At 63.8% G+C, this 25,380-nt stretch carries 20 protein-coding genes; 14 read left to right on the forward strand and 6 right to left on the reverse strand.

Translation table 11 applies throughout. The features are described 5' to 3' along the window. Nucleotides 1-37 precede the first annotated feature (37 nt). Nucleotides 38-1,231, reverse strand: coding sequence for an MFS transporter (locus AC1DMA_RS07240; protein WP_478143748.1), 1,194 nt, complete (start codon nt 1,229-1,231; stop codon nt 38-40). A gap of 207 nt (nt 1,232-1,438) precedes the next feature. Here AC1DMA_RS07240 and AC1DMA_RS07245 point away from each other — a divergent pair, with 207 nt between their 5' ends. Together AC1DMA_RS07245 and AC1DMA_RS07250 are read left to right on the forward strand one after the other, a co-directional pair. Beyond that, on the forward strand, nt 1,439-3,676 hold the full coding sequence (locus AC1DMA_RS07245; protein ID WP_478124446.1) for an NADP-dependent isocitrate dehydrogenase: 2,238 nt from the start codon (nt 1,439-1,441) through the stop codon (nt 3,674-3,676). 169 nt (nt 3,677-3,845) lie between these two features. After that, nucleotides 3,846-5,015: a YihY/virulence factor BrkB family protein gene (locus AC1DMA_RS07250; RefSeq protein ID WP_478143749.1), complete on the forward strand. Its 1,170-nt coding sequence runs from the start codon at nt 3,846-3,848 to the stop codon at nt 5,013-5,015. 32 nt (nt 5,016-5,047) lie between these two features. Here AC1DMA_RS07250 and AC1DMA_RS07255 read toward each other — a convergent pair whose 3' ends face one another. After that, nucleotides 5,048-5,659: a ParB-like protein gene (locus AC1DMA_RS07255; protein ID WP_478124448.1), complete on the reverse strand. Its 612-nt coding sequence runs from the start codon at nt 5,657-5,659 to the stop codon at nt 5,048-5,050. 68 nt (nt 5,660-5,727) lie between these two features. Here AC1DMA_RS07255 and AC1DMA_RS07260 point away from each other — a divergent pair, with 68 nt between their 5' ends. The 7 genes from AC1DMA_RS07260 (at nt 5,728) to AC1DMA_RS07290 (ending at nt 10,877) form a co-directional block, all read left to right on the forward strand. Further along, the gene (locus tag AC1DMA_RS07260) at nt 5,728-6,240 is read left to right on the forward strand and encodes a DUF421 domain-containing protein (protein ID WP_478124449.1); all 513 of its coding nucleotides are present in this window, start codon (nt 5,728-5,730) and stop codon (nt 6,238-6,240) included. An 82-nt stretch (nt 6,241-6,322) separates the two neighbouring features. Further along, nucleotides 6,323-8,107 (forward strand): thiamine pyrophosphate-requiring protein, encoded by a 1,785-nt coding sequence (locus tag AC1DMA_RS07265; RefSeq protein ID WP_478143750.1) that lies wholly within the window; start codon nt 6,323-6,325, stop codon nt 8,105-8,107. Nucleotides 8,108-8,324: 217 nt separating this feature from the next. Next, a complete protein-coding gene (locus AC1DMA_RS07270) occupies nt 8,325-8,660 on the forward strand; it encodes a hypothetical protein (protein ID WP_478124451.1) in 336 nt (111 codons plus the stop codon). A gap of 108 nt (nt 8,661-8,768) precedes the next feature. Next, the gene (locus AC1DMA_RS07275; protein WP_478124702.1) at nt 8,769-9,074 is read left to right on the forward strand and encodes an NIPSNAP family protein; all 306 of its coding nucleotides are present in this window, start codon (nt 8,769-8,771) and stop codon (nt 9,072-9,074) included. Nucleotides 9,075-9,091: 17 nt separating this feature from the next. Beyond that, nucleotides 9,092-9,730, forward strand: a complete 639-nt coding sequence (locus AC1DMA_RS07280) for an ABC transporter ATP-binding protein (protein WP_478124452.1) — start codon at nt 9,092-9,094, stop codon at nt 9,728-9,730. Nucleotides 9,731-9,856: 126 nt separating this feature from the next. Beyond that, entirely contained in the window at nt 9,857-10,069 is a 213-nt protein-coding gene (locus AC1DMA_RS07285; RefSeq protein WP_478124453.1) for a hypothetical protein, read from the forward strand. A 61-nt stretch (nt 10,070-10,130) separates the two neighbouring features. Continuing rightward, complete coding sequence (locus AC1DMA_RS07290; RefSeq protein ID WP_478143751.1) at nt 10,131-10,877, forward strand: ATPase; 747 nt, start codon at nt 10,131-10,133, stop codon at nt 10,875-10,877. A gap of 64 nt (nt 10,878-10,941) precedes the next feature. On the opposite strand, the gene AC1DMA_RS07295 is transcribed toward AC1DMA_RS07290, so the two are convergent. From AC1DMA_RS07295 to AC1DMA_RS07310, 4 genes are all read right to left on the reverse strand, one after another. Next, on the reverse strand, nt 10,942-12,234 hold the full coding sequence (locus tag AC1DMA_RS07295; protein WP_478124455.1) for an MFS transporter: 1,293 nt from the start codon (nt 12,232-12,234) through the stop codon (nt 10,942-10,944). After that, on the reverse strand, nt 12,231-12,788 hold the full coding sequence (locus AC1DMA_RS07300; protein WP_478143752.1) for an isochorismatase family protein: 558 nt from the start codon (nt 12,786-12,788) through the stop codon (nt 12,231-12,233). The genes AC1DMA_RS07295 and AC1DMA_RS07300 overlap by 4 nt, the downstream gene beginning before the upstream one ends. 31 nt (nt 12,789-12,819) lie before the next feature. Then, nucleotides 12,820-13,266 carry a MarR family winged helix-turn-helix transcriptional regulator gene (locus tag AC1DMA_RS07305; RefSeq protein WP_478143753.1) on the reverse strand — a complete coding sequence of 149 codons (447 nt, stop codon included), beginning with the start codon at nt 13,264-13,266 and terminating at the stop codon, nt 12,820-12,822. A gap of 175 nt (nt 13,267-13,441) precedes the next feature. Beyond that, nucleotides 13,442-14,899: an efflux transporter outer membrane subunit gene (locus tag AC1DMA_RS07310; protein ID WP_478143754.1), complete on the reverse strand. Its 1,458-nt coding sequence runs from the start codon at nt 14,897-14,899 to the stop codon at nt 13,442-13,444. A 100-nt stretch (nt 14,900-14,999) separates the two neighbouring features. Between AC1DMA_RS07310 and AC1DMA_RS07315 the strand changes: the two genes are divergently transcribed. The 5 genes from AC1DMA_RS07315 (at nt 15,000) to AC1DMA_RS07335 (ending at nt 25,324) form a co-directional block, all read left to right on the forward strand. Next, the gene (locus AC1DMA_RS07315) at nt 15,000-15,617 is read left to right on the forward strand and encodes a TetR/AcrR family transcriptional regulator (protein ID WP_478124459.1); all 618 of its coding nucleotides are present in this window, start codon (nt 15,000-15,002) and stop codon (nt 15,615-15,617) included. A gap of 76 nt (nt 15,618-15,693) precedes the next feature. Beyond that, a complete protein-coding gene (locus tag AC1DMA_RS07320) occupies nt 15,694-16,809 on the forward strand; it encodes an efflux RND transporter periplasmic adaptor subunit (RefSeq protein WP_478143755.1) in 1,116 nt (371 codons plus the stop codon). Further along, nucleotides 16,806-19,967: an efflux RND transporter permease subunit gene (locus AC1DMA_RS07325; RefSeq protein ID WP_478143756.1), complete on the forward strand. Its 3,162-nt coding sequence runs from the start codon at nt 16,806-16,808 to the stop codon at nt 19,965-19,967. The genes AC1DMA_RS07320 and AC1DMA_RS07325 overlap by 4 nt, the downstream gene beginning before the upstream one ends. Before the next feature lie 41 nt (nt 19,968-20,008). Next, entirely contained in the window at nt 20,009-20,815 is an 807-nt protein-coding gene (locus AC1DMA_RS07330; protein WP_478143757.1) for an oxidoreductase, read from the forward strand. 378 nt (nt 20,816-21,193) lie between these two features. Beyond that, nucleotides 21,194-25,324: a CheR family methyltransferase gene (locus tag AC1DMA_RS07335; RefSeq protein WP_478143758.1), complete on the forward strand. Its 4,131-nt coding sequence runs from the start codon at nt 21,194-21,196 to the stop codon at nt 25,322-25,324. Nucleotides 25,325-25,380: the final 56 nt, after the last annotated feature.

Here is a 25,380-nt window from a genome sequence, read left to right on the forward strand (position 1 = left end):
GGGCAGGGATTTCCCTGCTTTATCTGCTTTATCTGCTTTAGGGACGCAAAAGCAGCGGCCGCAAAAACAGCAAACCCAGCAGAGGTCCGGGCAGCAAGAGCCAGGCGATCGAGGTTCCCATCCGGTCGACGCTCGAAGTCACCCAGGTGATCGACAACACTGTCACGAAGAAGCCCAGGCTGTTCTGGATTGCCAGTGCACTGCCGACGGCGGTGGGCGGGCAGGCCTTGGCCGCGATGGCCGAGAACTGCGCGGAGTCCGCAATGACCGCGACGCCCCAGAGCACCAGCGCCGCCATGCACAGGCCGAGTCCCGCGGTGCTCACCCAGGGATAGACAAGACACATCGTCCCCGACGCTGCCAGGGCTGCGGCGGCGACCCTGGGGCTGCCGAATCGCTTGCTCATGGAGCCGCCGAGCACGCAGCCGACTGCACCGACAGCGATCACGAAGAAGGACAGTGACGAGATCCAGCGCGGCTGGATCGCTGCGGCGATTCCTGACTGCCGCACCGCATGGGCGACCAGGAACGGCACCACGGTCCAGAAGGCATAGAGCTCCCACATGTGACCGAAGTAGCCGAGCGCACCCGCCCTGAATTCGGGGTTCCTGAACATGGTGAGCGCTTCGCCCCAGCGCGCGCTTCTTCCGGGTTGTCGCTTCAAGTAGGGCCCATCGCCCAGCGAGAACACTGCGGCAGCCGCGAGCAGCGCCAGCACGGATGACGTCAGGATGACGCCCTGCCAAGACAGGTCGCCGCCCGCCGCACGTATGGCGTGGGGCAGGGCGGTTCCGAGCGTCAGCATCGCCACCAGCAGCCCCAGCGATGCACCGGTGCTGCCTTCGCTCCACGAGATGACCATCTTCATGCCCAGCGGGTAGATCCCGGCCAGGCACACGCCGACGATCAATCGCAGCACGAGCGCTTGGTGCAGGTCGACGGGCGCCAGCGCAAAAGCCGCGTTGAATGCAGCGCCCGCCACGCACGAGACCGCGAATATCCGGCTCGCGGAAAAGCGATCCGCCAGACCCGATATGGCGAGGAGCAGCGTTCCGAGGATGAACCCGATCTGCACCGCACTCGTGAGCTGCCCCAGTTGCGCCGGAGAAAGCGACCAGACGCGCACCAGGTCGTCCGCCGCGCTGTTGGGGCTGAACCAGAGCGAGGTGCCGAACAGTTGCGCCATGACGATGGTCGCGACCGGGTGTCGGCTCCAGGTGTGACGCTTCATTGGTCGACCCGTCGTTTGTCGTTTATGTTTCCCCTGGGCAGGACGCCGGCACCGGCCGCCTCGCCGGGCTTTTCTGGTACGGGCGCCGATAATGCGCCTCGCCGGATAAACCCTGCTTCAACTTGCTAAAGTTCGCGTCAGTTCGCAAACCATTTGCCCTGCTGGCGAGTGCCGCTGCGCCCTTGTTCAACCTATCCAAAGCCTGCCATGACTGCCGGAAAATCCCAGATCATCTACACCCTCACCGACGAGGCGCCTCGCCTGGCAACCGCTTCGCTGCTGCCCATCATCAAGACCTTCGCCGCGCCGGCCGGCATCGACGTCACCACCAGCGACATCTCGGTGGCCAGCCGCATCCTGGGGCAGTTTTCAGAGCTGTTGACCGAAGCGCAGCGCGTGCCGGACAACCTGGCCGAACTCGGCAAGCTGACGCTTCGCCCTGAAGCCAACATCGTCAAGCTGCCCAACATCAGCGCGTCCGTGGCCCAGCTGAAAGCCGCCATCAAGGAACTGCAGGACAAGGGCTACAAGATTCCGGATTACCCCGAGAATCCGAAGACGGACGAGGAAAAGGACATCCGCGCCCGCTACAACAAGTGCATCGGCAGCGCGGTGAACCCGGTCCTTCGCGAAGGCAATTCCGACCGCCGCGCGCCCAGGGCAGTGAAGGAATTCGCACGCAAGCATCCGCACAGCATGGCCGAGTGGAGCCAGGCGTCGCGCTCGCACGTGTCGCACATGCATCACGGCGACTTCTATCACGGCGAAAAGTCGATGACCCTCGACAAGGCCCGCGACGTGAAGATGGAACTGATCACCAAGAGCGGCAAGGCGATCGTGCTCAAGCCGAAGGTCTCGCTGCTGGAGCGCGAGGTGGTCGACTCGATGTTCATGAGCAAGAAGGCGCTGGTCGACTTCTATGAGCAGCAGATCCAGGACGCCCACAACACCGGCGTGATGTTCTCGCTGCACGTGAAGGCGACCATGATGAAGGTGTCGCACCCGATCGTGTTCGGCCATTGCGTCAAGATCTTCTACCGCGAGGCTTTCGAGAAGCACGCCAAGCTCTTCGAAGAACTGGGCGTGAACGTCAACAACGGCATGGTCGATCTCTACAACAAGATCGCCGCGCTGCCACAGAGCACGCAGGACGAGATCCGGCGCGACCTGCATGCGTGCCATGAGCACCGCCCCGAACTGGCCATGGTGGATTCCGCCAAGGGCATCACCAACTTCCATTCGCCCAACGACATCATCGTGGACGCCTCGATGCCCGCGATGATCCGCAACGGCGGCAAGATGTACGGCGCCGACGGTCGCCTGAAGGACGTGAAGGCCGTCATGCCTGAAAGCACCTTCGCCCGCATCTACCAGGAGATGATCAACTTCTGCAAATGGCACGGCGCGTTCGACCCGAAGACCATGGGCACGGTGCCCAACGTCGGCCTCATGGCCCAGCAGGCCGAGGAATACGGCTCGCACGACAAGACCTTCGAGATCACCGAAGACGGCGTGGCCAACATCACCGACCTCAACACCGGCGAAGTGCTGCTCAGCCAGAACGTGGAAGCCGGCGACATCTGGCGCATGTGCCAGGTCAAGGACGCCGCCATCCGCGACTGGGTCAAGCTGGCCGTCACGCGTGCGCGCAACTCGGGCATGCCGGTGGTGTTCTGGCTGGACGCCTATCGTCCGCATGAAGCGCAGCTGATCACCAAGGTCAAGATGTACCTGCACGAGCACGACACGACGGGGCTCGACATCCAGATCATGAGCCAGGTGCGTGCCATGCGCTACACGCTGGAGCGTGTCGTTCGCGGTCTGGACACCATCAGCGCGACCGGCAACATCCTGCGCGACTACCTCACCGACCTGTTCCCCATCATGGAACTCGGCACGTCGGCCAAGATGCTGTCGATCGTGCCGCTGATGGCCGGCGGCGGCATGTACGAAACGGGCGCCGGCGGCTCGGCGCCCAAGCACGTACAGCAACTGGTGGAAGAGAACCACTTGCGCTGGGATTCGCTGGGTGAGTACCTGGCGTTGGCCGTGAGCCTGGAAGACCTGGGCATCAAGAACAACAACGCCAAGGCCAAGGTCCTGGCGAAGACGCTCGACGCCGCCACCGGCAAGCTGCTGGACAACAACAAGGGTCCGTCGCCCAAGACCGGTCAGCTCGACAACCGCGGCAGTCATTTCTATCTCGCGCTCTACTGGGCGCAGGCTTTGGCCGAACAGTCCGACGACAAGGAACTGGCCGCGCACTTCAAGCCGCTCGCAGACGCCTTGGCCGCCAACGAGAAGAAGATCGTCGACGAACTCGCTGCCGTGCAGGGCAAGCCGGCCGAGATCGGCGGCTACTACCTGCCGGACCCGGCGAAGACCGATGCCGTGATGCGCCCCAGCGCAACGTTGAACTCGACGCTCGCCGCCGCGAGCGCCTGACCGCGGAAGCCTCCTTCGGAAGCGCCGCTTTCAACGGCCTTCCGACGGCCTCCGATCGAGCCGGTCAGTTGGCTGCCTACAGCCAATCGCGCGCTCCGCCTGACGTCGCGCCCCACCCGCGCGAAATAGCTTGGTAGAACCAGCCGCCCGGGAGTGCGGAAGTCTGATCATGCCGGCTCCCGAGCTGTTCCAGCAGACGGAGCCAGCCATGAAGCCCAAGCAGTTCATCGATCTTTGTCGAACTTCGGTCGTGGCGTGGTCCGACGACTACGCGCCCAGCATGGGCGCAGCCATCTCGTACTACACGATCTTCTCGATGGCGCCGCTGCTCGTGATCGTGATCGCCATCGCCGGCGCCTTGTTCGGCCGTGAAGCCGCCCAAGGGCAGATCGTGGCGCAGATTTCAGGGCTGGTCGGCCAGGACGGAGCGACCGCGGTCGAAGGACTGCTGCGCAGCGCGAACGAGCCGCAGCGCGGCCTCATTGCAGGATCGATCAGCGTCGTGGTGCTGCTCATCGGCGCGACGTCGGTCTTCGCTGAGCTCCAGAGCGCGCTCGACCGCATCTGGCATGTCCCCGAAAAGGAAAAGCCCTCGGGCGTGTGGGCCGTGCTGCGTGCGCGGATCCTGTCGTTTGGCCTGATCCTGGGGCTCGCTTTCCTGCTGATCGTCTCGCTTGTCGTGAGTGCAATGCTGGCGGTGTTCGACACGTGGTTCGGAAGCCTGCTCCCCGGCTGGGAGGTCATTCTGCAGGGCATCAACGAGCTGTTCTCGATCGGGATCTTCACGCTTCTCTTCGCGATGATTTTCAAGTTGATGCCGACCGTGCCGATTGCCTGGAAGGACGTGGCGACCGGCGCCTTCGTCACGGCGCTGCTGTTCGAACTCGGCAAGTTGCTGATCGGGCTCTACTTGGGCAAAAGTGGATTCCAGCAGTCGTTTGCGGCCGCCGGGTCGCTGGTCGTGCTGGTGGCCTGGGTCTACTACGCCTCGCAGATATTTCTGCTCGGCGCCGAGTTCACCAAAGCCTACGCAGACCGGCACGGCTCACGCTCCGCTCGCCGGGCGGCGGACGCGACGCGCAGCAGCGCGGACAGCGCAGGGCCGACCAAGGCTTCGGCCGGTGCGGCACCGCCGCCGCCGATGCCGGACTACTCCGGCCTTGGCCAGACTGCCAGGATGCAAGTCGAGGTCGACCGTCGCGTCGACTCGGCAGCGCAGCAACTCATCAAGCGCCTGGTGGTGCTGGGCGTTCTGGTGACCGCCAACGCAGTGGCGGCCCGCTGGACCAAGCGCAAGGAAAAATCAAGGCGCCAGCGCAGGATGCGCACTGCGGCTTGAGCGCATCTGGCTTCGCAGGCCTTCAGGGGCTTTCAGCTGTGTCCCGGCCAGCCGGGCAGGTACGCGCATTTCTTCGATCGAGCCACTTCCAGCGCCTGGGCCAGGGCCTCCTTCGGATCTTCGTCGAGAAGGTTTTTCTGAATGGCGCGCCGAAAGTGATTCGCCCAAAGGAACTCGAGAAACGGCGCATCGGACTTGGCAAAGCCGCCGGCATCCCGAACCTCGCCGGCCAGGCTGCGATACGGATCGTCGCGCAGGTCCTCGAACGCCTTGGGAATGTCGTCGAATTCCCGCCGGTCGCCTGATTCGTCGTAGGGGTGGACCCAGCTGTAGTGGTCCATGAAGATCCAGAAGCTCCGGGGCTCGAGTTTGGACAGGTCCTTCACCACACCGACCGTGACGGATTCGGATTTTTCGCGCACGAGTGCGGCGGCGGTGTGATGGTGGTCGACGATGTAGAAGGTCTTGCCCGGCCCCTGGATGGCCGGGAACAACTCGCGCCGCATGGCCTCACGCCTTTCCTTGGGCGCAAGCTTAGACCACGACTTACGCTTTTTGTCGACTTCCTTGAACCCGACAGTGATCTGCGTTGGACGAAGCTCTCGGAGCTTCACGTCCTTGAGCTGCGAGCCAATGCTGTACATCGAAAGCCCCCAGGCAATGATGAAGGATCTTCGCGCAGTCCCTCGGCGCCGTGCAGTAGGAGAACGCCGTGAATGAACTCACAAGCCTCGTCAGCACGCTGTTCGGAGAAGGCCCGGATCTGGAGGTCTGGCAAATGGCGATGCGCGGTGCAGTGGTGTTTGTCATCGCGCTCGTGCTCATTCGCGCTTCGGGTCGGCGTTCGTTCGGCCAGCACAGCCCGTTCGACGCATGCATCACGGTTCTTCTCGGCGCCGTACTGAGCCGTGCGGTGGTGGGTGTGTCGCCGTTCTGGGGCATCGTTGCCGCGGCTGCGGTGCTTGTTGTCATCCATCGTGCAGTGGCGCTGGCCAGCACGCGCTGGGCCTGGTTGGATCACCTGGTCAACGGGCCGGAGATCGAACTCGTCCGTGACGGACAGATCGACCCGGCCGCCATGCGGCGGGCCCTCCTGACGGACAGGAATCTGCACGAGGCCATCCGGCAGTCGATCGGGAACAAGGCGATCTCGGATGTCGCGCTGGCCCTGCTCGAAACCGACGGAAAGGTCACCGTCGTCGGCAGGGAGGACCATGCGGGCTGAATGCGCGCAACCGGCTTCTCTTTTGTCCCACAAACGGCCCTGATGCAAAGGCCCAGGCTGGGTCCCTGTAAAGGAGCCGGCCATGCGCATGAACGTCAGCGAGTTTGTCTGCCAGAGATTGCAGGAATGGGGTCTTCATCGCATCTACGGCTATCCGGGTGATGGCATCGGCGGTCTGGATGTCGCTCTGGAGAAGGCCAAGGGCCTGCAATACGTGCAGGTGCGACACGAAGAAATGGCCGCGTTCATGGCTTCGGCGCACGCCAAGTTCACCGGCGAGGTCGGCCTCTGTTATGCGACGTCCGGCCCGGGCGCTATTCATCTCTTGAATGGCTTGTATGACGCGAAGATGGACCATGTGCCTGTCGTGGCGATCGTCGGTCAGCAGGCACGAACCGCGATCGGCGCCAGCTACCAGCAGGAGGTCGACCTTCAATCGTTGTTCAAGGACGTGGCGGGCGATTTCGTCGCCACGGCCGCGGTGCCGAGCCAGGTGCGCCACCTCGTCGACCGCGCCGTGCGCATTGCGGCGACGAACCGGACCGTGACCTGCGTCATTTTGCCGAACGACCTCCAGCAACTGGACTATGAAGAACCGCCCATGGCGCACGGGTCGACCCACACCGGCGTCGGCTATGCGGGGCCTGCGCAGCTTCCGGCGCCCGAATTCCTGCAAGCGGCAGCCAACGTGCTGAACGCGGGCGAGAAGGTGGCGATGCTCGTCGGCGCGGGTGCGCTGGGCGCCACGGATGAGGTGATCGCCGTCGCGGAACGGCTGCAGGCGGGCGTCGCCAAGGCTTTGCTCGGGAAGGCCGTGTTGCCGGACGACCTGCCGTGGGTGACTGGACAGATCGGCCTGCTGGGCACCGAGCCGAGCTGGGACCTCATGCAGAAGTGCGACACCTTCCTGATGGTGGGCTCGTCATTTCCTTACAGCGAGTTCCTGCCCAAGCCCGGAAGTGCGCGAGGCGTGCAGATCGACATCAACGGCGCGTCGCTCAGCTTGCGTTATCCGATGGAAGTCAACATCGTCGGCGACAGCGCCGTGACGCTCCGCGCCCTGTTGCCGCTGCTGGACCCGAAGCCGGCCGGCGCGTGGCGCGAAGGCATCGAATCAGGCGTTGCCAAATGGTGGAACACGCTCGAAGAGCGCGCGATGCAACCGGCCAAGCCGATCAACCCGCAGCGCGTGTTCCGGGAGCTGTCGCCACGCGCGCCGGACAACTGCATCTTCACCGGCGACGCCGGCACGGTCGCCAACTGGTATGCACGCGACATCTCCATGCGCCGGGGAATGATGGGCTCACTGTCCGGCAGCCTGGCATCGCTCGGCTCCGCAACGCCCTACGCGGTGGCCGCGAAGATGGCGTTCCCTGATCGTGTCGTCATCGCCTTCATTGGCGACGGCGCGATGCAGATGAATGGACTGAACGTCATGATCACCGTCGGGAAATACTGGCGGCAGTGGTCGGACCCGAGATTGATCGTCCTGGTGCTGAACAACCGCGATCTCTCGCAGGTGACATGGGAAGAGCGCGTTCAGATGGGCGAAGGCAAGACCGAGTCGACCCAGAGCATTCCGGACTTTCCATACCACCGCTATGCGGAGCTGCTGGGGCTCAAGGGCATCTACGTCGACGACCCGGAGCAGTTGGGCGCGGCTTGGGACGAGGCGCTCGCCGCCGACAGGCCGGTGATCTTCAACTGCGTGACCGACCCGAACGTGCCGCCGCTGCCGCCGCACATCACCGCCGAGGACGCGAAGAACTTCATGAAGATGACGGTCTCCGAGCCGGAGCTTGGCAGCGTGCTGTCGAATACGGTCAGGCAAGTCATGGCGAAGGTGTTGCCGGGATCGCGGCACTGAGGCGAACCAGTCATCAGGGTCTTGGGACTCCCGTCGGGTGGGTGCGGTCAGCAGGGCTCATCAGCGTAGGATGACCCCGCATCACTGAACAGAAAGCCCATCGTCATGTCCGGAACGCTCATCCTCATTGCCCTCGCAATCGCCGCAGTGGTCATCATGGTTGCTTTGGCAGTGCGCGAGAGCCGCAAGAAGGAAGATTCCTGACGCCGGATCGAGCATGCAATCGAAGCAGCTTCTCGCGCAGAAAGTCGAATTCGGCAACGCCGGCGATTTGGACACCAGCGGAACCGGCTGGTTTGTCGGCTTCAGCGACTGGACCAGGACGCCGCCGGCCCACTTGCGCCACATGCCCGCCGAAGAACTTGCGGCCGGGCTGTGCGTCAAGTGGTTTTCTCATCCAGCTGGAAATCCAAACGGTGAATCGAAGCCATTGAGCGATGGCCGGACGATGTCGATCCTGGTGAGCCCAAGTAGTGAATTCCGGATCGAGTTCGGCCACGGCCGACTTCGCGTCGAAGGAAATTCTGGCGCACACCTTGCGCCGCCATGGTGACTTCGTCATTTGGGGGTCCGGCCTATTTCATCGCGCATTTGGCGTGCAGCCGGCATGCATACTCACGGTTCGATGGTCCTCGCCACCTCCAACCCTTCGCAATTCAAAATGGTCACCTGCTATCTCCGATATGTCATCGACCCCTTCAAGCTGAAGGAATTCGAACACTACGGCAAGCTCTGGATCCCGCTTGTCGAGAAGTTCGGGGGACAGCATCACGGCTACTTTCTGCCGTCCGAAGGAGCGAACAACATCGCTCTTGCGATGTTCACCTTTCCAAGTCTTGCGGCCTACGAGATCTACCGCATTGCGTCCGCCGATGATTCCGAGTGCCAGGCGGCATTCAAGTATGCAGAAGACACGCGCTGCATCGTCAGCTATGAACGCAGCTTCTTCAGGCCGGTGTTCGAGTGACGAGCCCGGGTTGCGGCATGAACGCCACGGCACTTGCCCCCATCCTCGAGATCGAGGACTTGAGATTCGCGTACCCAGGGCAGCCGGCACTCGCGGCTGGATGGAGCGCTTGCATTGGCGGTGGAGTCACGCTGTTGTACGGCGACACAGGCAGCGGCAAATCGACCCTTCTTCGGCTGCTTGCGGGCACCATGCCCGGCAAAGGCCGACTGATCCTCTCAGGCGCACGCCTCGAGAGCGAACCGGAAGCCTATCGACGCCACGTGTTCTTTTGCGATCCGACGACCGACACGTTTGATCAGGTCACGGCAGTGCAGTGCACGGCATCTCTCAAGGCTGGCGATGCGCGCTTCGATGAGGCGAAGTGGCAGGGACTCGTCGAGGGATTTGGCCTGACTCCGCACCTGGACAAACCGATGTACATGCTCTCGACCGGCTCGAAGCGCAAGGTGTGGCTGGCCGCGGCGCTCGCATCGGAACGCGCACTCACGTTGCTCGACGAACCTGCAGCCGCACTCGACGCAGCATCGGTCCGCTTCCTGTGGCGCTCGCTCGCTGAATTGGCCGAGCGGCCCGACCGCGCCATCGTTGTCGCAAGCGCCGAGCGGATGGATTCGGTTCCGCTTGCCGGTTTGATGGAGCTACCGTTGCGGTGAACGCTGGCTTGGCCCGATAGCCCTTCGGACAGCCTTCCGGTCAGCCGCTGCTAGACTGCGCGCATTGCCTTCAATCGGACTCAAATGTCTACCCGTTCAAGCCTGAATTCCCTCACCGAAAGAGGAATGCGAATCGTCGAGCGACGCATCCCTCAACTCGCGGCAAAGGCTGGGCATGACGCCTATTGGGCGACTCTGAAACAGACCGGCGCCGTCATTGTGAAGACGAGCACCGGCCAAATGGTCGAACGCAAGCGCGACGGCAGCATCACCGTCATCAAGGATCTGCCGATCGGCAAACGCGTCAAGCCGGGCACGGTCCTCAAGCGTGTCAGGTAACGCGGCCGACGACGAACCTGGGACCAAGACTGCCAAGCCACCCCTGCGGGGGGCGGCCCAAATGGCCCGGCCGCGCCTTCGTGTTCTGGCCGGACCCAATGGTTCTGGAAAAAGCACGATCAAGCCTGAACTGGAACCCCGCTGGTTAGGCGTTTTCGTCAATGCTGACGAGATGGAGCGCGATCTCAAGGCCAGCCAGGGCTTCCTGAGCTTGCGCAATCTTGGGATCAGCGGCGAGCCGGTCGCGGCGTTAAAACGGATCAAGCGGAGCCTCAAGTCATCGGAACTGAAAAAGAGCTTCGACTTGCCGGCGCTGCTTTCGGGCATCACGCTCAACGACGCCATGATGCTGTGGGTGCCCGGCCCATACAACTCTTACCTCGCCGCGGCGTTGGCAGATGCCGTACGTCAGGAGCTTCTAGAGGAGGAACGGACCTTCACCTTCGAGACGGTGATGTCTCATCCCTCAAAGATCGAGTTCATGAGGAAGGCCCGAGCCCGCGGCTATCGCGTCTACCTCTATTTCGTGGCCACGGACGACCCGGACATCAACATCGACCGCGTGCAGCGGCGCGTGCTGCTGGGCGGACATCCTGTCGCTGCCGAGAAGGTTGTCGAGCGATATCACAAGTCGATCGCCCTGATGACTCAGGCGTGCGAGGTCGCCCACCGTGCCTACATCTTCGACAACTCGGGTTCCAAGCACAAGCTCCTCGCCGAGGTCACTGACTTCGAGACCATCGAGCTCGCGTCCAGCCGCATCAACCCTTGGTTTCTCGGCACCGACCTTTGGAATGCCTTCGCCTGAGCCTAGGACGACGACCAAGAGAACGATGGGAACTCGCCGCGAGCGCGTGTGCGAGTTTCTCCATTCAAGACGCGCTCGCACCCGGCTCCGTCGCCACGCTGGAGGGCGTCGGCGCGCTGAACCGCAGCCACATCCCTTCGCGCCGCAGCCGGAAACCGTGCGCCTTGACCAAATAGCGCAGTCCGATCAGCGCAGACCCCAACCCTGCGGCCGCAGCCACACCCATCGCCCAGCGCGGACCGAATGTGTCGGCCACCCAGCCCACCACGGGTGCGCCGATCGGCGTGCTGCCCAGCAGCGTGGCAAGCAGGATCGCGATGACGCGGCCTCGCAGCGCGGGCTCGGTCGACAACTGCACGAGGCTGTTGGTGGACGTCGTGATCGTCTGCGCCGCAATGCCGGTCACGACGAGCGCGATCCCGAAGCCGATGACGTTCGGCATCGATGCGGCCGCGAGGCAGCCGAACCCGAAAGCCGCCGAGCCGAACATCAGTAGCTCGAAACGCGGCCTCGCCCTGCGCGCCGCGAGCAACGCGCCGGTGACGGAGCCGATGGCCATGGTCGACGACAACAGACCGTACTGCCCCGGCCCGCCATGGAAAGCGCTCACGGACATGGTCGAAATGAAGATCGGAAAATTGAGCCCGAAGGTGGCCACAAGGAGCAGCATCGCGAGCAAGGCGCGAAGGTCGGGCCGCCGCCAGACATAGCGGAAGCCCTCCATCAGGCTGCCTTTGGCGCGTCCGGTCGTGCCCAGCCGCGGAAACAGTTCAGACCGGCGCAGGCTGAACAGTGAAGCCAGCACCGCCACGTATGACAGCGCGTTCAGCAGGAATGCCTCGCCGGGTCCGGTCGCGGCGATCACCAGCCCCGCCACCGCCGGGCCCACCATGCGCGCGGCGTTGAAGGATGTGGAATTGAGCCCCACCGCATTGGCCAGCTCGGTCTCCGGGACCAGCTCCGAGACGAAGGTTTGCCGGGCCGGGGCATCGAAGGCCGCGACGCAGCCCAGCACAAGCGCAAACACGTACACGTGCCAGAGCTGGACCATTCCGCTCATGGTGAGCAGGCCCAGTCCGAGCGCCAGCAGGCCCATGGTGGCCTGTGTCGCCATCAGCACCTTGCGCCGGTCCAGCCGATCGGCCGCCAGTCCGGTGAAAGGCAGCAGCACGAGTTGCGGCCCGAACTGCAGCGCCATCACGATGCCGACAGCCGTGGCGTTGTGCTTGGTCAGGTGCGTCAGGACAAGCCAGTCCTGCGCAGTGCGCTGCATCCATGTGCCGATGTTGGACACCACCGCCCCGGCCGCCCACAGCCGGTAATTGCGAATTCGCAGTGATCGGAAGGTGCCGCTCACCGCACCTCCAACTTCGCGAGGATGTCCGAGCTGCTGCCGGTTTCGCCCAGGCGCGGAAAGATGCGCTCGACGCTGTTGGCATGCGCCTGCTCGCTGCGGTCGGTCATGGCGTCGATGGCCAATGTGACGCTGAAGCCCAGTTCATGGGCTTGTCGCGCGGTCGATTCGACGCCGATGCTGGTGGCGATGCCGGCCAGCACGACCTGCGTCACACCGCGCCCGCGCAGGGTGGCCGCCAGATCGGTGCCGGTGAAGGCGCCCCAGGTCTTTTTGCTGATGCGGATGTCTTGCGGCTGCGCACCGAGTTCTGGCACGAGGTCGGCCCAGTCCGCGCCCGGAGCGGCTCTGGCCGGTTGCGGATCGGTTCGCCCGGGAGCGCCGCCGATCACGTTCACCAGCACCACCGGCAACTGGTGGCGGCGGAAAGCGGCGGCCAGCTCCGCGGCGCGGGCAACAACGTCGCTTGACGGATGCGCGGTGGGCATGCCGACGATGCCTTTTTGCAGGTCGATCAGAACCAGGGCCGTGTGGGGGTCGAGTTGTGTGATGGGCATTTGAATGAATCTGCAGTTAGGGAGAGGTGGGTCAGTCCAGCAAGCGCTGGAGCAGCCGCACGGCGCCCTGCAATTGCTTCAGTTCGGAAGAGGAAAAGCGCGCCGCGATGGCATGTTGCAGCCAGTCCTCGCGCGCCGCGCGCACTTGGCGAAACACCTTGCGCGCATGCGGCGTGAGAGAAAGCAGCGTGCGTCTGCCGTCTGCCGGGTCGGGCGCACCCTCGACGTAGCCGGCTTCGATCAGCGACGCCACGGTGGCGCCCATCGACTGCGAGCGCACGCCCTCGGCAAGCGCGAGTTCGGTCACCGTCGCGCGGTCGTGGCGCTCCAGCCGCAGCAAGACAGCCCGTTGCGATTCGGTCCAATCGGCGGCGGATGCCTGCTGCCGCAGACGGCGGCGCAGTTGGGAGGCCACCAAGCGGAGTTCGACCGCGACCGTGTGCGTGGTTTCGGCGTCGGTTTCGGCGAGGGAGGACATGTCGGACGGACCGGTGCAAAGGCGAACTGCGAAGTCTACCTTCCTATCTGGAACCGTGCGGACGAACGCTTCATAGCCACTTCGCTTTGAGGGTTGGCAGATCTAGTTTTTTGGTGTGACAGTCAAGAGAGCCTTTTCACACAACCCCATCTAACCAGCGGACAGTCGAGGATGGCTATCTGATTGCCGCTACGTGGGATTCGTTGGGCTGCCAGCCCCCGCCCAGTGCCTTGAAGGCAGTCACCGCAGCGCGTGCTGAATCGGTCTGCGCCTGTGCCCGCGCATCGGAGGCACGTAGCAAGCTTTCGTCGGCTTGCAGGACTTCGATCAAGCTGACGACGCCGCTTCGGTATGCCGCGAAAGAAGCGCGCCGCGCACGGTCGAGCGAGTCCACCCCCTGCGCGAGCACGCTGGCCTGCTCCTCTCGCTTGACCAGGGCCGAGAAGGCGTTTTCGACGTCCTCGGTTGCACGCAGCACGGCCAGTCGATAGGCAGCGAGCATCTCGGCGTCCTGGCCCTTGGCGAGCTCGATCTGCGCGTTGATGCGGCCGAAATCGAACAGGCGCCAGCGCAGGCCCAGCACGCCGGCGGCCTGGCTTGCACCGCTCGTGAACAGGTTGTCGGCGGACACCGATGTGGCGCTGCCGATCAGTCCACTCAGGGAGAGCTTGGGGTAGTACTCGGAGATCGCAACGCCGATACGAGCGTTCGATGCGGCAAGGCGGCGTTCGGCTGCGATGAGATCGGGCCGGCGCCTGAGCAACTCACCTGGCGAACCCGCGCCCGCGATCTGCGGGGCGGCGGGGATGATGCCGCCATCGGCCACTTCCGCCCGATGCGTGCCTGGCGACGACCCGAGCATCACATCCATCGCGTTCATGGCCGCATCCAGGCCTGCTTCCAGGACGGGTACGGACGCCCGGACCTGGGCCAACTGGCCTTCGGCCTGTTGCACCTGAAGTTCGGCTGCCAACCCTTTGCCATAGAGGAGGTTGACGGTGGAGAGCAGCTCCTGCTGCGTCCTCACTTGGTGCCGCGCAATCTCAAGCCGGGTCTGCAATCCCCGGATACTGATGTAGATGTCGGCAGTCTGTGCCGCCACGGTCAATCGGGTGGCGGCCGCGCCTGCTTCCGAAGCCCGGTAGTCGGCAAGCGCCGCTTCCCGCCCACGGCGCAGACCGCCGAACACGTCCAGTTCCCAGCTCGCACCAAGATTGGCTTCGTAGACGTTGCCATAGCGATCGAAGCCGGGCGTCGAGTTCAGGACGCGTCCCAGCGGCGTTTCGACCGACCGGTAGGCCCTGGCTGCTTGACCGCTGATGTTTCCGGACGGCAGCAACGCGGCATTCGCTGCCCCGAGTCCCGCGCGCGCTTGAGCGACGCGGGCGGAAGCCTGCGCCAGATCGAGGTTTTGCTCCAGCGCAAGCGTCACGAATCGAGTCAGTTGCGGGTCGCCGAACCCCGTCCACCATACAAGGAGGTCGGCGCTGGCAGCGGCAGGACGTCGATCCACTGCCGCCTGGCCCAGGTACTGTTCCGGCATGGGCGTTTCGGGCCGGACGTAGTCGGGGCCGACTGCGCAGCCTGCCAGGAGGCTGGCTGTGATGAGCGCGACGAGGGTGCGTTTGGGCATGGGCTTCTTCCGGAGCAGCAGAAAACGTGTCCGGGACGTGACTATAGTCCAAATTGGTCACTAGTTGGTGATTTTCGACCGTCGCGGTAAGCTGTGAGACATGAACAAAGCAACCAGTTCTCCCGTTCCGGCTCGAGGCCCGGCCGATCACGAAGTGCGCGACCAGATCGTTGCTGCGGCGACCGAGCACTTCAGCCGCTATGGCTACGAGAAGACGACCGTCTCCGATCTCGCCAAGGCCATCGGCTTTTCCAAGGCCTACATCTACAAGTTCTTCGAATCCAAGCAAGCCATCGGCGAGATGATCTGTGCGAACTGCCTGCGCGAGATCCAAGTCGAGATCAGGACGGCCGTGGACGGCGCCGACCGGCCGGCCGAGAAGCTGCGGCGGATGTTCAAGGCAGTGGTCGAGGCGAGCCTGCGCTTGTTCTCCCAGGATCGCAAGCTCTATGAGATTGCAGCTTCTGCAGCCACTGAGCGCTGGCAGGCGGCACTCGACCACGAAGCGTGGATACGGCAATTGCTTCAGGACATCTTGCGGGAAGGGCGGGAGACGGGCGAGTTCGAGCGCAAAACGCCTCTGGACGAGACCGCGATCGCCGTCTACCTGGTCATGCACCCCTACGTCAATCCGCTGCTCCTGCAGCATAGCTTCGCCTACACGGCCGAGGCGCCGGCTCAACTGTCTGGCCTGGTGCTGCGCAGCTTGTCACCCTGACGTCGTTGTGACGATTGACTGAAATGGTCACAAGCATCAAAATGGAGGTCCCGATCAACTCACTCCTGGGCCTCTCATGCTTCGGCGCCTCCTCGTTATCTCTACAGTCATCTGCGCATTGCCATGTGGGTTAGTCGCTTGCGGTGAGAAGGCGCAACCTGATCCGCGCTCGGAAGCGCCGCTGGTGCGTGCCGCCACCCTTCAGGGGGCAAGCGCCTCATCGCGCTCCTTCACCGGGACCGTAGCTGCTCGGGTCCAGAGCGACCTGGGGTTTCGCGTCTCCGGCAAAGTGCTCGAGCGGCTCGTAGATGCGGGCCAGGTCGTCAAGCGCGGCCAGTTGCTCATGCGCATCGACCCGGTCGATCTGAAGCTCGCGGCGCGTGCGCAGCAGGAGGGGGTCGCCGCTGCGCGAGCGCGGGCGCGGCAGACGGCGGAGGACGAAGTCCGCTACCGCGATCTGCGTGGAACCGGCGCGGTATCGGCTTCGGCCTACGACCAGATCAAGGCCGCGGCGGATGCCGCCAAGGCCCAACTCAGCGCGGCCGAGGCCCAGGCCGACGTGGCTCGCAATGCGAGCCGCTATGCGGAGCTGGTAGCCGACGGCGATGGTGTGGTCGTGGAAACTCTGGCCGAACCCGGCCAGGTGGTCAATGCCGGACAGGCCGTGGTCCGCCTAGCCCGCGCCGGAGCTCGCGAGGCAATCGTCCAGTTGCCTGAAACCCTGCGCCCGGCGATAGGCTCCGCCGGACAGGCCACGCTGTTCGGCAAAGAGGGCGTCAGCGTGCCGACCACCCTCCGGCAACTCTCGAATGCTGCGGATCGGCTGACCCGCACCTTCGAGGCGCGGTACGTGCTGAACGGAGATCTCGCCAATGCACCACTGGGTGCCACGGTCACCGTTCGGATTCCGGATAGAGATTCCTCTGCGCAAGATGGCTTGCAGGTGCCGATTGGCTCCCTGTTCGATGCAGGCAAGGGGCCGGGGGTGTGGGTCATCAGCGGCGAGCCGGCGAAGGTTCACTGGCAACCGGTTGCGGTTCAGCGCCTGGATGACGATGGCGCACTCGTCGCCGGCCAGCTCAAACAAGGCGACCGGATCGTCGCGCTCGGCGCGCACCTGTTGCGCGAAGGCGAGCGGGTTCGCGTGGCCGGCCAAGCTGCCGCCGCTGCGACGGAGGGAGTCCGCCCGTGAGCGAAGGCCGTTTCAACCTGTCTGCGCTCGCGGTCCGCGAGCGCTCCATCACACTCTTTCTGATCTGCCTGGTGTCGCTGGCGGGTCTCGTTTCGTTCTTCAAGCTGGGCCGAGCGGAAGACCCGGCTTTCACGGTCAAGGTGATGACCATCATCACGGCCTGGCCCGGCGCCACCGCGCAGGAAATGCAGGACCAGGTCGCCGAGAAGATCGAAAAGCGCATGCAGGAGCTGCGCTGGTACGACCGGACGGAGACCTACACAAGACCTGGCTTGGCCTTCACGACCTTGACCTTGCTCGACAGCACACCGCCTTCGCAAGTGCAGGAGCAGTTCTACCAAGCCCGCAAGAAAGTCGGCGACGAGGCAGGCAACCTTCCGCCTGGTGTGATCGGACCGATGGTCAACGACGAATACGCTGATGTCACCTTTGCTCTGTTCGCGCTCAAGGCAAAGGGCGAACCGCAGCGCCTGCTGGTGCGCGACGCCGAGACGCTGCGCCAGCGGCTTTTGCATGTGCCCGGTGTGAAGAAGGTCAACATCGCCGGCGAGCAATCCGAGCGAATCTATGTCGAGTTCTCACATGAGCGCCTGGCCACGTTGGGCATCAGCCCGCAGGACGTGTTCGCTGCGCTCAATGGCCAGAACGCCCTGACGCCGGCTGGCTCCGTCGACGCCCAGGGGCCACAGGTGTTCATTCGCCTTGACGGCCCTTTCAACGAATTGCAGAAGATTCGCGACACGCCGGTCGTAGCGCAGGGTCGGACACTGAAGCTTTCAGACGTCGCCACCGTCGAGCGTGGCTATGAAGATCCGGCGAGCTTCATGATCCGCAGCGGCGGCGAGCCGGCCCTGCTGCTGGGCGTCGTCATGCGAGAAGGCTGGAACGGGCTCGACCTGGGCAAGGCCCTGGACAAGGAGGTCGGTGCGGTTAACGCCGAGCTGCCTGTGGGCATGAGCTTGACCAAGGTCACGGACCAAGCCGTCAACATCAGCGCCGCGGTCGACGAGTTCATGGTCAAGTTCTTTGCCGCGCTGCTGGTGGTCATGCTGGTGAGCTTCGTGAGCATGGGCTGGCGCGCGGGTCTCGTGGTCGCCGCAGCGGTGCCGCTGACCTTGGCGGTGGTCTTCATCGTGATGGCCGCCACCGGCAAGAACTTCGACCGCATCACCCTGGGCTCCCTGATCCTGGCGTTGGGACTGCTGGTGGACGACGCCATCATCGCCATCGAAATGATGGTCGTGAAGATGGAAGAGGGCTACAGCCGCGTCGCCGCCTCCGCGTATGCATGGAGCCATACCGCAGCGCCGATGCTCGCGGGCACGCTGGTGACCGCAATCGGCTTCATGCCCAACGGCTTCGCCCCCTCCACCGCGGGCGAATACACGAGCAACATGTTCTGGATCGTCGGCATCGCACTGATCGCCTCCTGGCTGGTCGCGGTGGTTTTCACACCCTACCTGGGCGTCAAGCTGCTGCCTCATTTCAAGGTGGTCGAAGGCGGCCACGCCGCGATCTACGACACGCCGCGCTACAACCGCTTGCGTCAAGTGCTGGGTCGCGTCATCGCTCGCAAGTGGCTGGTCGCCGGCGCCGTGGTGAGCCTTTTCGTCATGGCCATATTCGGCATGGGCATCGTCAAGAAGCAGTTCTTCCCGATTTCCGACAGACCCGAAGTCCTGGTCGAGGTGCAGATGCCCTATGGCACTTCGATCGCGCAGACCAGCAGCGCCACGGCGAAGGTGGAAGCGTGGCTGGCCACACAGAAGGAAGCACAGATCGTCACGGCTTACGTCGGGCAAGGCGCACCACGCTTCTACTTCGCGATGGGACCCGAGCTGCCGGACCCCTCATTTGCCAAGATCGTGGTCCGTACGGGCAGCCAGGATGAGCGCGAGGCGTTGAAACACCGACTGCGCCAGGCGATCGCCGATGGCCTGGCCTCTGAGGCGCGCGTGCGTGTCACGCAACTCGTGTTCGGGCCGTACTCGCCGTTTCCGGTCGCCTACCGGATCAGCGGGCCGGACCCGGACAAGCTGCGCAAGATTGCGGCCGAGGTGCAGCAGGTCATGGATGCCAGCCCGATGATGCGTACTGTCAACACGGACTGGGGCACGCGCACGCCCACCTTGCACTTCACCTTGCACCAAGACCGATTGCAGGCCTTCGGGCTGAGCTCTAGTGCCGTGGCGCAGCAACTGCAGTTCTTTTTGAACGGAGTGCCTGTCACCGCCGTGCGCGAGGACATTCGCACGGTGCAGGTCGTGGCCCGTTCGGCAGGCGCCATCCGTCTCGACCCGGCGAGGATCGCGGACTTCACGCTCACCGGCGTCAATGGGCAACGCATCCCTCTGTCGCAGGTGGGCGAAGTCAATGTAGTCATGGAGGAGCCCATGATGCGCCGGCGCGATCGAATGCCGACGATCACCGTGCACGGCGACATCGCCGATGGTTTGCAGCCGCCGGACGTTTCGACAGCCATCACGCAGCAACTCCAGCCGATGATCGACACGCTGCCAGGCGGCTATCGCATCGAGCAGGCGGGCTCCATTGAGGAATCAGCGAAGGCGACCAAAGCCATGCTGCCGCTGTTCCCGATCATGCTGGCTTTGACTCTGCTCGTCATCATCTTTCAGGTGCGCTCGATCTCCGCCATGGTCATGGTCTTCCTGACCAGCCCGCTCGGGCTGATCGGCGTCGTGCCAACGCTGATTCTGTTTCAGCAGCCTTTCGGCATCAACGCACTGGTCGGCCTGATTGCACTGTCGGGCATCCTGATGCGCAATACGCTGATTCTGATCGGGCAGATCCACCAGAACCAACAGGCTGGGCTGGATCCCCATCGTGCGGTCGTCGAGGCCACCGTGCAGCGTGCCCGACCGGTGATCCTGACCGCGTTGGCGGCGATCCTGGCGTTCATTCCGTTGACCCATTCGGTGTTCTGGGGAGCGCTCGCTTACACGCTGATCGGTGGCACTCTGGCGGGAACGGTCCTGACTCTGGTGTTCCTGCCGGCCATGTATTCCATCTGGTTCAAGATCAGGCCCGGCCACGGTGGCCGATCTGTGGACGAGAAGCCGGCAAGCAAGGCGTCCATCTGGGCGCTTGTTATGGCGGGCGCAAGAAAAGCCTATCCGCAGGGCTCGTCCCGCCGCTGATCCGCTCCTCATTCTCATTCACCTCCATCGAAAGGACTGCAATGTCGAATTCGACAGTTGTCGTGGTTACCGGCGTGTCATCAGGTATCGGACGCGTCGCTGCAGAGAAGTTCGTCAAGCGCGGTTGCCAGGTATTCGGCACCGTGCGCGACATCACGAAAGCTCCCCGAGTTGCCGGCCTCCTTCTTGTCGAGATGGATGTTCGCGACGAAGCTTCCGTTCAATCGGGCATCCGATCAATCATCGGCCAGACTACGCGCATCGACGTGCTCGTCAACAACGCGGGAGTGACCATGATCGGCGCGGTGGAGGAAACTGCGATCACCGAGGCGGCAACGTTGTTTGACACAAACGTGCTCGGCATCCTGCGAACGACACAGGGAGTGCTCCCCCACATGCGCGCACAGCGTCGCGGGAGGATCGTCAATGTCAGTTCGGTGCTCGGCTTTCTTCCGGCCCCGTACATGGGACTCTATTCGGCTTCGAAGCATGCCGTGGAGGGACTGTCCGAAACTCTGGATCATGAGGTACGCCAGTTCGGCATCCGCGTCACGCTGGTCCAACCCGCTTACACGAGGACCAATCTGGAAGCCAATTCGCCCCGCGCAAAGTCAAGGATCTCTGACTACGAACGCGAGCGCGAGCTCGTATCGCGCTCTTTCGCCGACACGGTCAGCGGTGCTCCCGAACCCGATGGCGTGGCAAGCACGATCGTCGAAGCGGCGCTTGGCGAGTGGCGCATGCGTTGCACTCCGCCCGGACAGGCGTCCCTGTTGAGCAAGCTGCGCCGCTTCATGCCTGCCGGTCCCGTCGATTCCAGCCTCAGAAAAACGCTCGGGCTCGCCTGAGATTGCATGCAGCCACCAGGAAGATTCATAACTTCGTGAATGTCTGAGCGTCTCCGTTCTTGTTCAATGCTCTTGCCCTGCACGCGATAGCCGCCCAACGCGTGCGCCGTTAGCGACTAGCGCATGGTGCAGTCCACGCGCGACGCCCACTGTGCCGGGCAACCCCTGGCAGACCACGCTTGCGAACGCGCGCGCGGCCGAAGAAGCAAGCTGATCTCATGGGAGGTGATAGTCGACGCACATCACTGCGCAGAGTTCTCGATGACGCGGGACATCGCCAGACCTTATTCTCTTTCTAGACCCCCGCTCCGGCATGTCGCCAAGCGGCTGGAATTGGGCCATCATCATGGCTCACGCTGAGTTCGAGCCGAAACATCCATGACCAAGCCTCTCCTTGATTCCGCCCTTGCGCCGGAGGCCGACGAGCTCACGCCGAGTTCGCTCAGCTTTCCCGTGATCGGCATCGGCGCCTCGGCGGGCGGGCTGGAAGCGCTTCTCAGCTTTTTAGAGCATGTCCCCGCCGACTCCGGCATGGCTTTCGTTACGATTTTTCACCTGTCGCCGGAGCACGAAAGCAGTGCTGCGGAAATTCTTCAGCGCGCAACGCAGATGAAGGTCGTGCAGGTCAAGCAGCCGATGCGGATCGAGGCCAATCACGTCTATGTCATCCCGCCGGGCGTGGACCTCACGATGGACGACGGCCATCTTCGCGTGGCGCATCGCCAACGGGCCGCCGGGCCGCACGTGGCAATCGATATCTTCTTTCGCACCTTGGCGCAGGTTCACCGGGAAAGGGCGATCTGCATCGTCATGTCGGGAACCGGAAGCGATGGTGCCGTCGGCCTCACGCGCGTCAAGGAAATGGGAGGCATCACCGTCGCGCAGTTGCCTGAAGACGCGCTGCACGACGGCATGCCGCGCGCCGCCATCGCAACGGGCATGGTGGATTTCGTCTTGCCGGCGGGGAACATGGGCGAGCGGCTGATGGAGCTGTGGAGCAATGCCCGCAAGGTCCAGCTGCCCGACGTGCGATGGGTCTCGCCGAACATCAACGAGCCCTCCGACGACGAAACGAACCGAAGGGCGGGGGCCGCCCTGCGCGAAATCATGGGCCTGCTGCGGACCTACACCCGGCACGATTTCCGGCACTACAAGCGCGCGACCGTACTGCGGCGCATCGAGCGGCGAATGCAGGTGAATCGGCTGTCCACCCTGCCCGCTTACCAGCACTATCTGCAGGAACACGCCGAGGAAGCCGGCCCCCTGCTGCAGGACATGTTGATCAGCGTGACCAACTTTTTCCGCGACCGCGAGCCTTTCGAGGCGTTGCAGCAAGAGGTGATCCCGCAGCTCATAGAGCGGAAGGCGGCGGGCGAACAATTGCGCGTGTGGGTGGCCGGGTGCGCGACCGGCGAGGAGGCCTATTCGCTCAGCATCTTGCTGCACGAACAACTCGACGCGCAATCGAAGCAGCTCGACATCCAGATCTTTGCCACCGACATCGACGAGCGGGCAATCAATGTCGCGCGCAAGGGCCTCTATGCGGAGGGCATCGTCGAAGACATGTCCGCGGCGCGTCTGAGGCAGTTCTTTACCAAGGAACAGGACCAATACCGCGTCGCCAAGGCGGTTCGAGAGCCGGTGCTCTTCGCGGTCCATAACCTGTTGCGCGACCCGCCGTTTTCGCGATTGGATCTGATCTGCTGCCGCAACCTGCTCATCTATCTCGATCGCAGCGCCCAAGCGCGCGTGCTCGAGCTTTTTCGGGCATCGCTCAACCCGGAGGGTGTTCTCTTCCTTGGCTCGTCGGAGTCGACCGAGGCGGCGGGCGAACTCTTTGTTTCGATCGACAAGAAAAACCGCATCTTTCGCGGCAATCCCGGCGCTGCGCCGCGGCGCCAGGTGGCACTGATCGGCGATTCGCCAGCGGACAGCGGACTGCCAAGCGCATCGACGGCGAAGCAGGCCGTGCGCAACGCCGAGCGCCCCAGTTTCACGGCGCTTCACCAGCGTGCGCTGGAGCAATACGCACCACCTAGCGTGTTGATCGACAAGAACCACATGGTCTTGCACCTCTCCAACGGCGTGGGGCGCTACCTGGAACGTCCGAGCGGTGAGCCCTCCGACAACCTGCTGGTCAATGTCCGCGAGGATCTTCGGCTCGAATTGCGCACGGCCTTGTTCAAGGCCGCGCAGGCCAACCGCAGCGTCGAGACGCGCGTTGCACAACGCAAGCAGGACGGTCGGCAGGTCTACCTGAACATCATCGTCCGCCCGTTGCCGCCCGACTGGAGCGGGGCCCCGCTGACCTTGGTGGTCTTCGACGAGGTCGAGGAAAGCATGCGGCCCGCGGATGGAGAGCCGCCGGACCTCGCGCGCGCGCAGTTGATCAAGCAGCTCGAAGAGGAGATCCAGCAGCTCAAGTTGGATTTGCAGGACACCATCGAAGGCTCCGAAACATCGACGGAAGAACTGAAGGCTTCGAACGAGGAGCTGCAGGCCATCAACGAGGAGCTGCGTTCCGCCACCGAAGAACTCGAAACGAGCAAGGAAGAACTGCAGTCAATGAACGAGGAGCTCGTCACCGTCAACTACGAGCTCAAGGTCAAGGTCGAGGAACGCGGTCATATCAATGACGACTTGCAGAATCTCATCGCCTCGTCGGAGATTGCCACCGTGTTCGTCGACCGCGGCATGCGGGTAAAGCGCTACACGCCTCATGCGAGCAAGCTGTTCAACCTGATCCCTACCGATCTGGGGCGCTCGCTGTTCGACATCACCAGCCAGCTGGACTACCCGCAACTGGCCGAAGACACAGCGTCCGCCTTCAGGGATCTGCGAATCACCGAACGGTATGTGACGGGCGAGGAAGGGCACCACTACCTGGCGAAGATCCTGCCGTACCGCACGGCAGAAGACCGGATCGAAGGCGCGATCCTCAATTTCTTCGACGTCACCGAACTGCGAAGGGCTGAGGAACGCGCAAGAGAAGGCGAAGAACGCCTGAAAGTGGTGGCGGCGACCACGCGCGATTTCGCGATCATCACCACCGACTCGCAAGGAATCATCGCAACGTGGAATGCCGGCGCCGAGCGCACTTTCGGCTATGAGGAACGGGAGATGCTGGGCCAGCCCATCGGCCGCATCTTCACACCCGAGGACCAGGCCAGCGGCGTGCCCGAGCGCGAAATGCGCACCGCCGCCGAAACAGGGCGGTCGGAGGACGAGCGCTGGCACCGCCGCAAGGACGGCAGCCGCTTCTTCTGCAGCGGCGTGATGACCCCGCTCGACAGCGCCTCCGGCGGCGGCTTTGCCAAGATCGCGCGCGACATGACCGGCTCCAAGCGGCAGGAGCTCGCCCAGGAGCAGCGCATCTTCAAGGAAAAGAAGGCGAGCCTGACGGCGCAGATGGCCAACGAGCTCAAGGACAGGTTCCTGGCCGTGATGTCGCACGAGCTGAAGCAGCCGCTGAACCTCATCCAGATGAACGTCGAGCTGTTGACGCGCCTGCCGGCGGCGGAAGAGCATCCCAAGGTCAAGTCGATCGGCGACACCATCAAGCGGGCGGTGGCGAGCCAGACGCGAATCATCAACGACTTGCTGGACCTCTCGCGCATCAGGACGGGCAAGCTGCGGCTCAAGCGCGTGGCGGTGGATCTGAGCGAATTGATCCAGACGCTGGCAACCGCCGCGACGCGGGAAGTGCCGAGCAAGCGCTTCGTGCTGGACGTGAAATGTGCGCCGAGCATCGCATGCGTGGGCGATCGCGTGCGCATCGAGCAGATCGTCTGGAACCTGCTGAGCAACGCGGTCAAGTTCACGCCCGATGGCGGCCGCATCTCGGTGTCCGCCGAAGAAGAGAACGAGCAGGTCAGGATCACCGTGGCCGACAGCGGCTGCGGGATCGCCAAGGAGGACCTGCCGCGCGTGTTCGGCATGTTCAACCAGGCCGACGTCGACGCGAATGCCCGCAACGGCGGTCTGGGCATCGGCCTGGCGCTGGTCGAGGAGCTTGCGCGCGCCCACGGCGGACGCGTCGAAGTGGCCTCGGAGGGCATCGGGCAGGGCGCGCGGTTCAGTGTGTGGCTGCCGATGCATGGGTCGGTCGTGGCGCCCGCACCGGCGGTGGAGTCTGCCGAGGTCGATTTCAGGAAGCTTCGGGTGCTTGCGGTCGACGACCACGCCGAAAGCCTGCTTCCGTTCGCCGAAGTGCTTCGCCTCGAAGGCGCCTATGTCGACGTCGCCAACAGCGCCAGGGCGGGGCTGGACCTGCTCTCGGCGAACAGCTACGACGTGCTCATCTCGGACCTGGGCATGCCCGAAATGGATGGCTACCAGTTCGTCTCCGAGGTTCGGCGGCGGCCGGAAACCAGCCGGATGATCGCCATCGCAATGTCCGGCTTCGGACGCCGCGCGGATGCCCGACGCGCGCTGGAGGCGGGCTTCAACGCTCATGTGGCCAAGCCCGCGAGCATCGAAGACATCAAGACCGCACTCCAGAAGGTCTAGCGCGGGAGGACAGTCGCGGACTACATGCCGTCGGCATGGAGCCTGATCAACGCGGA

It is taken from the genome of Variovorax sp. 05N34, assembly GCF_056397405.1.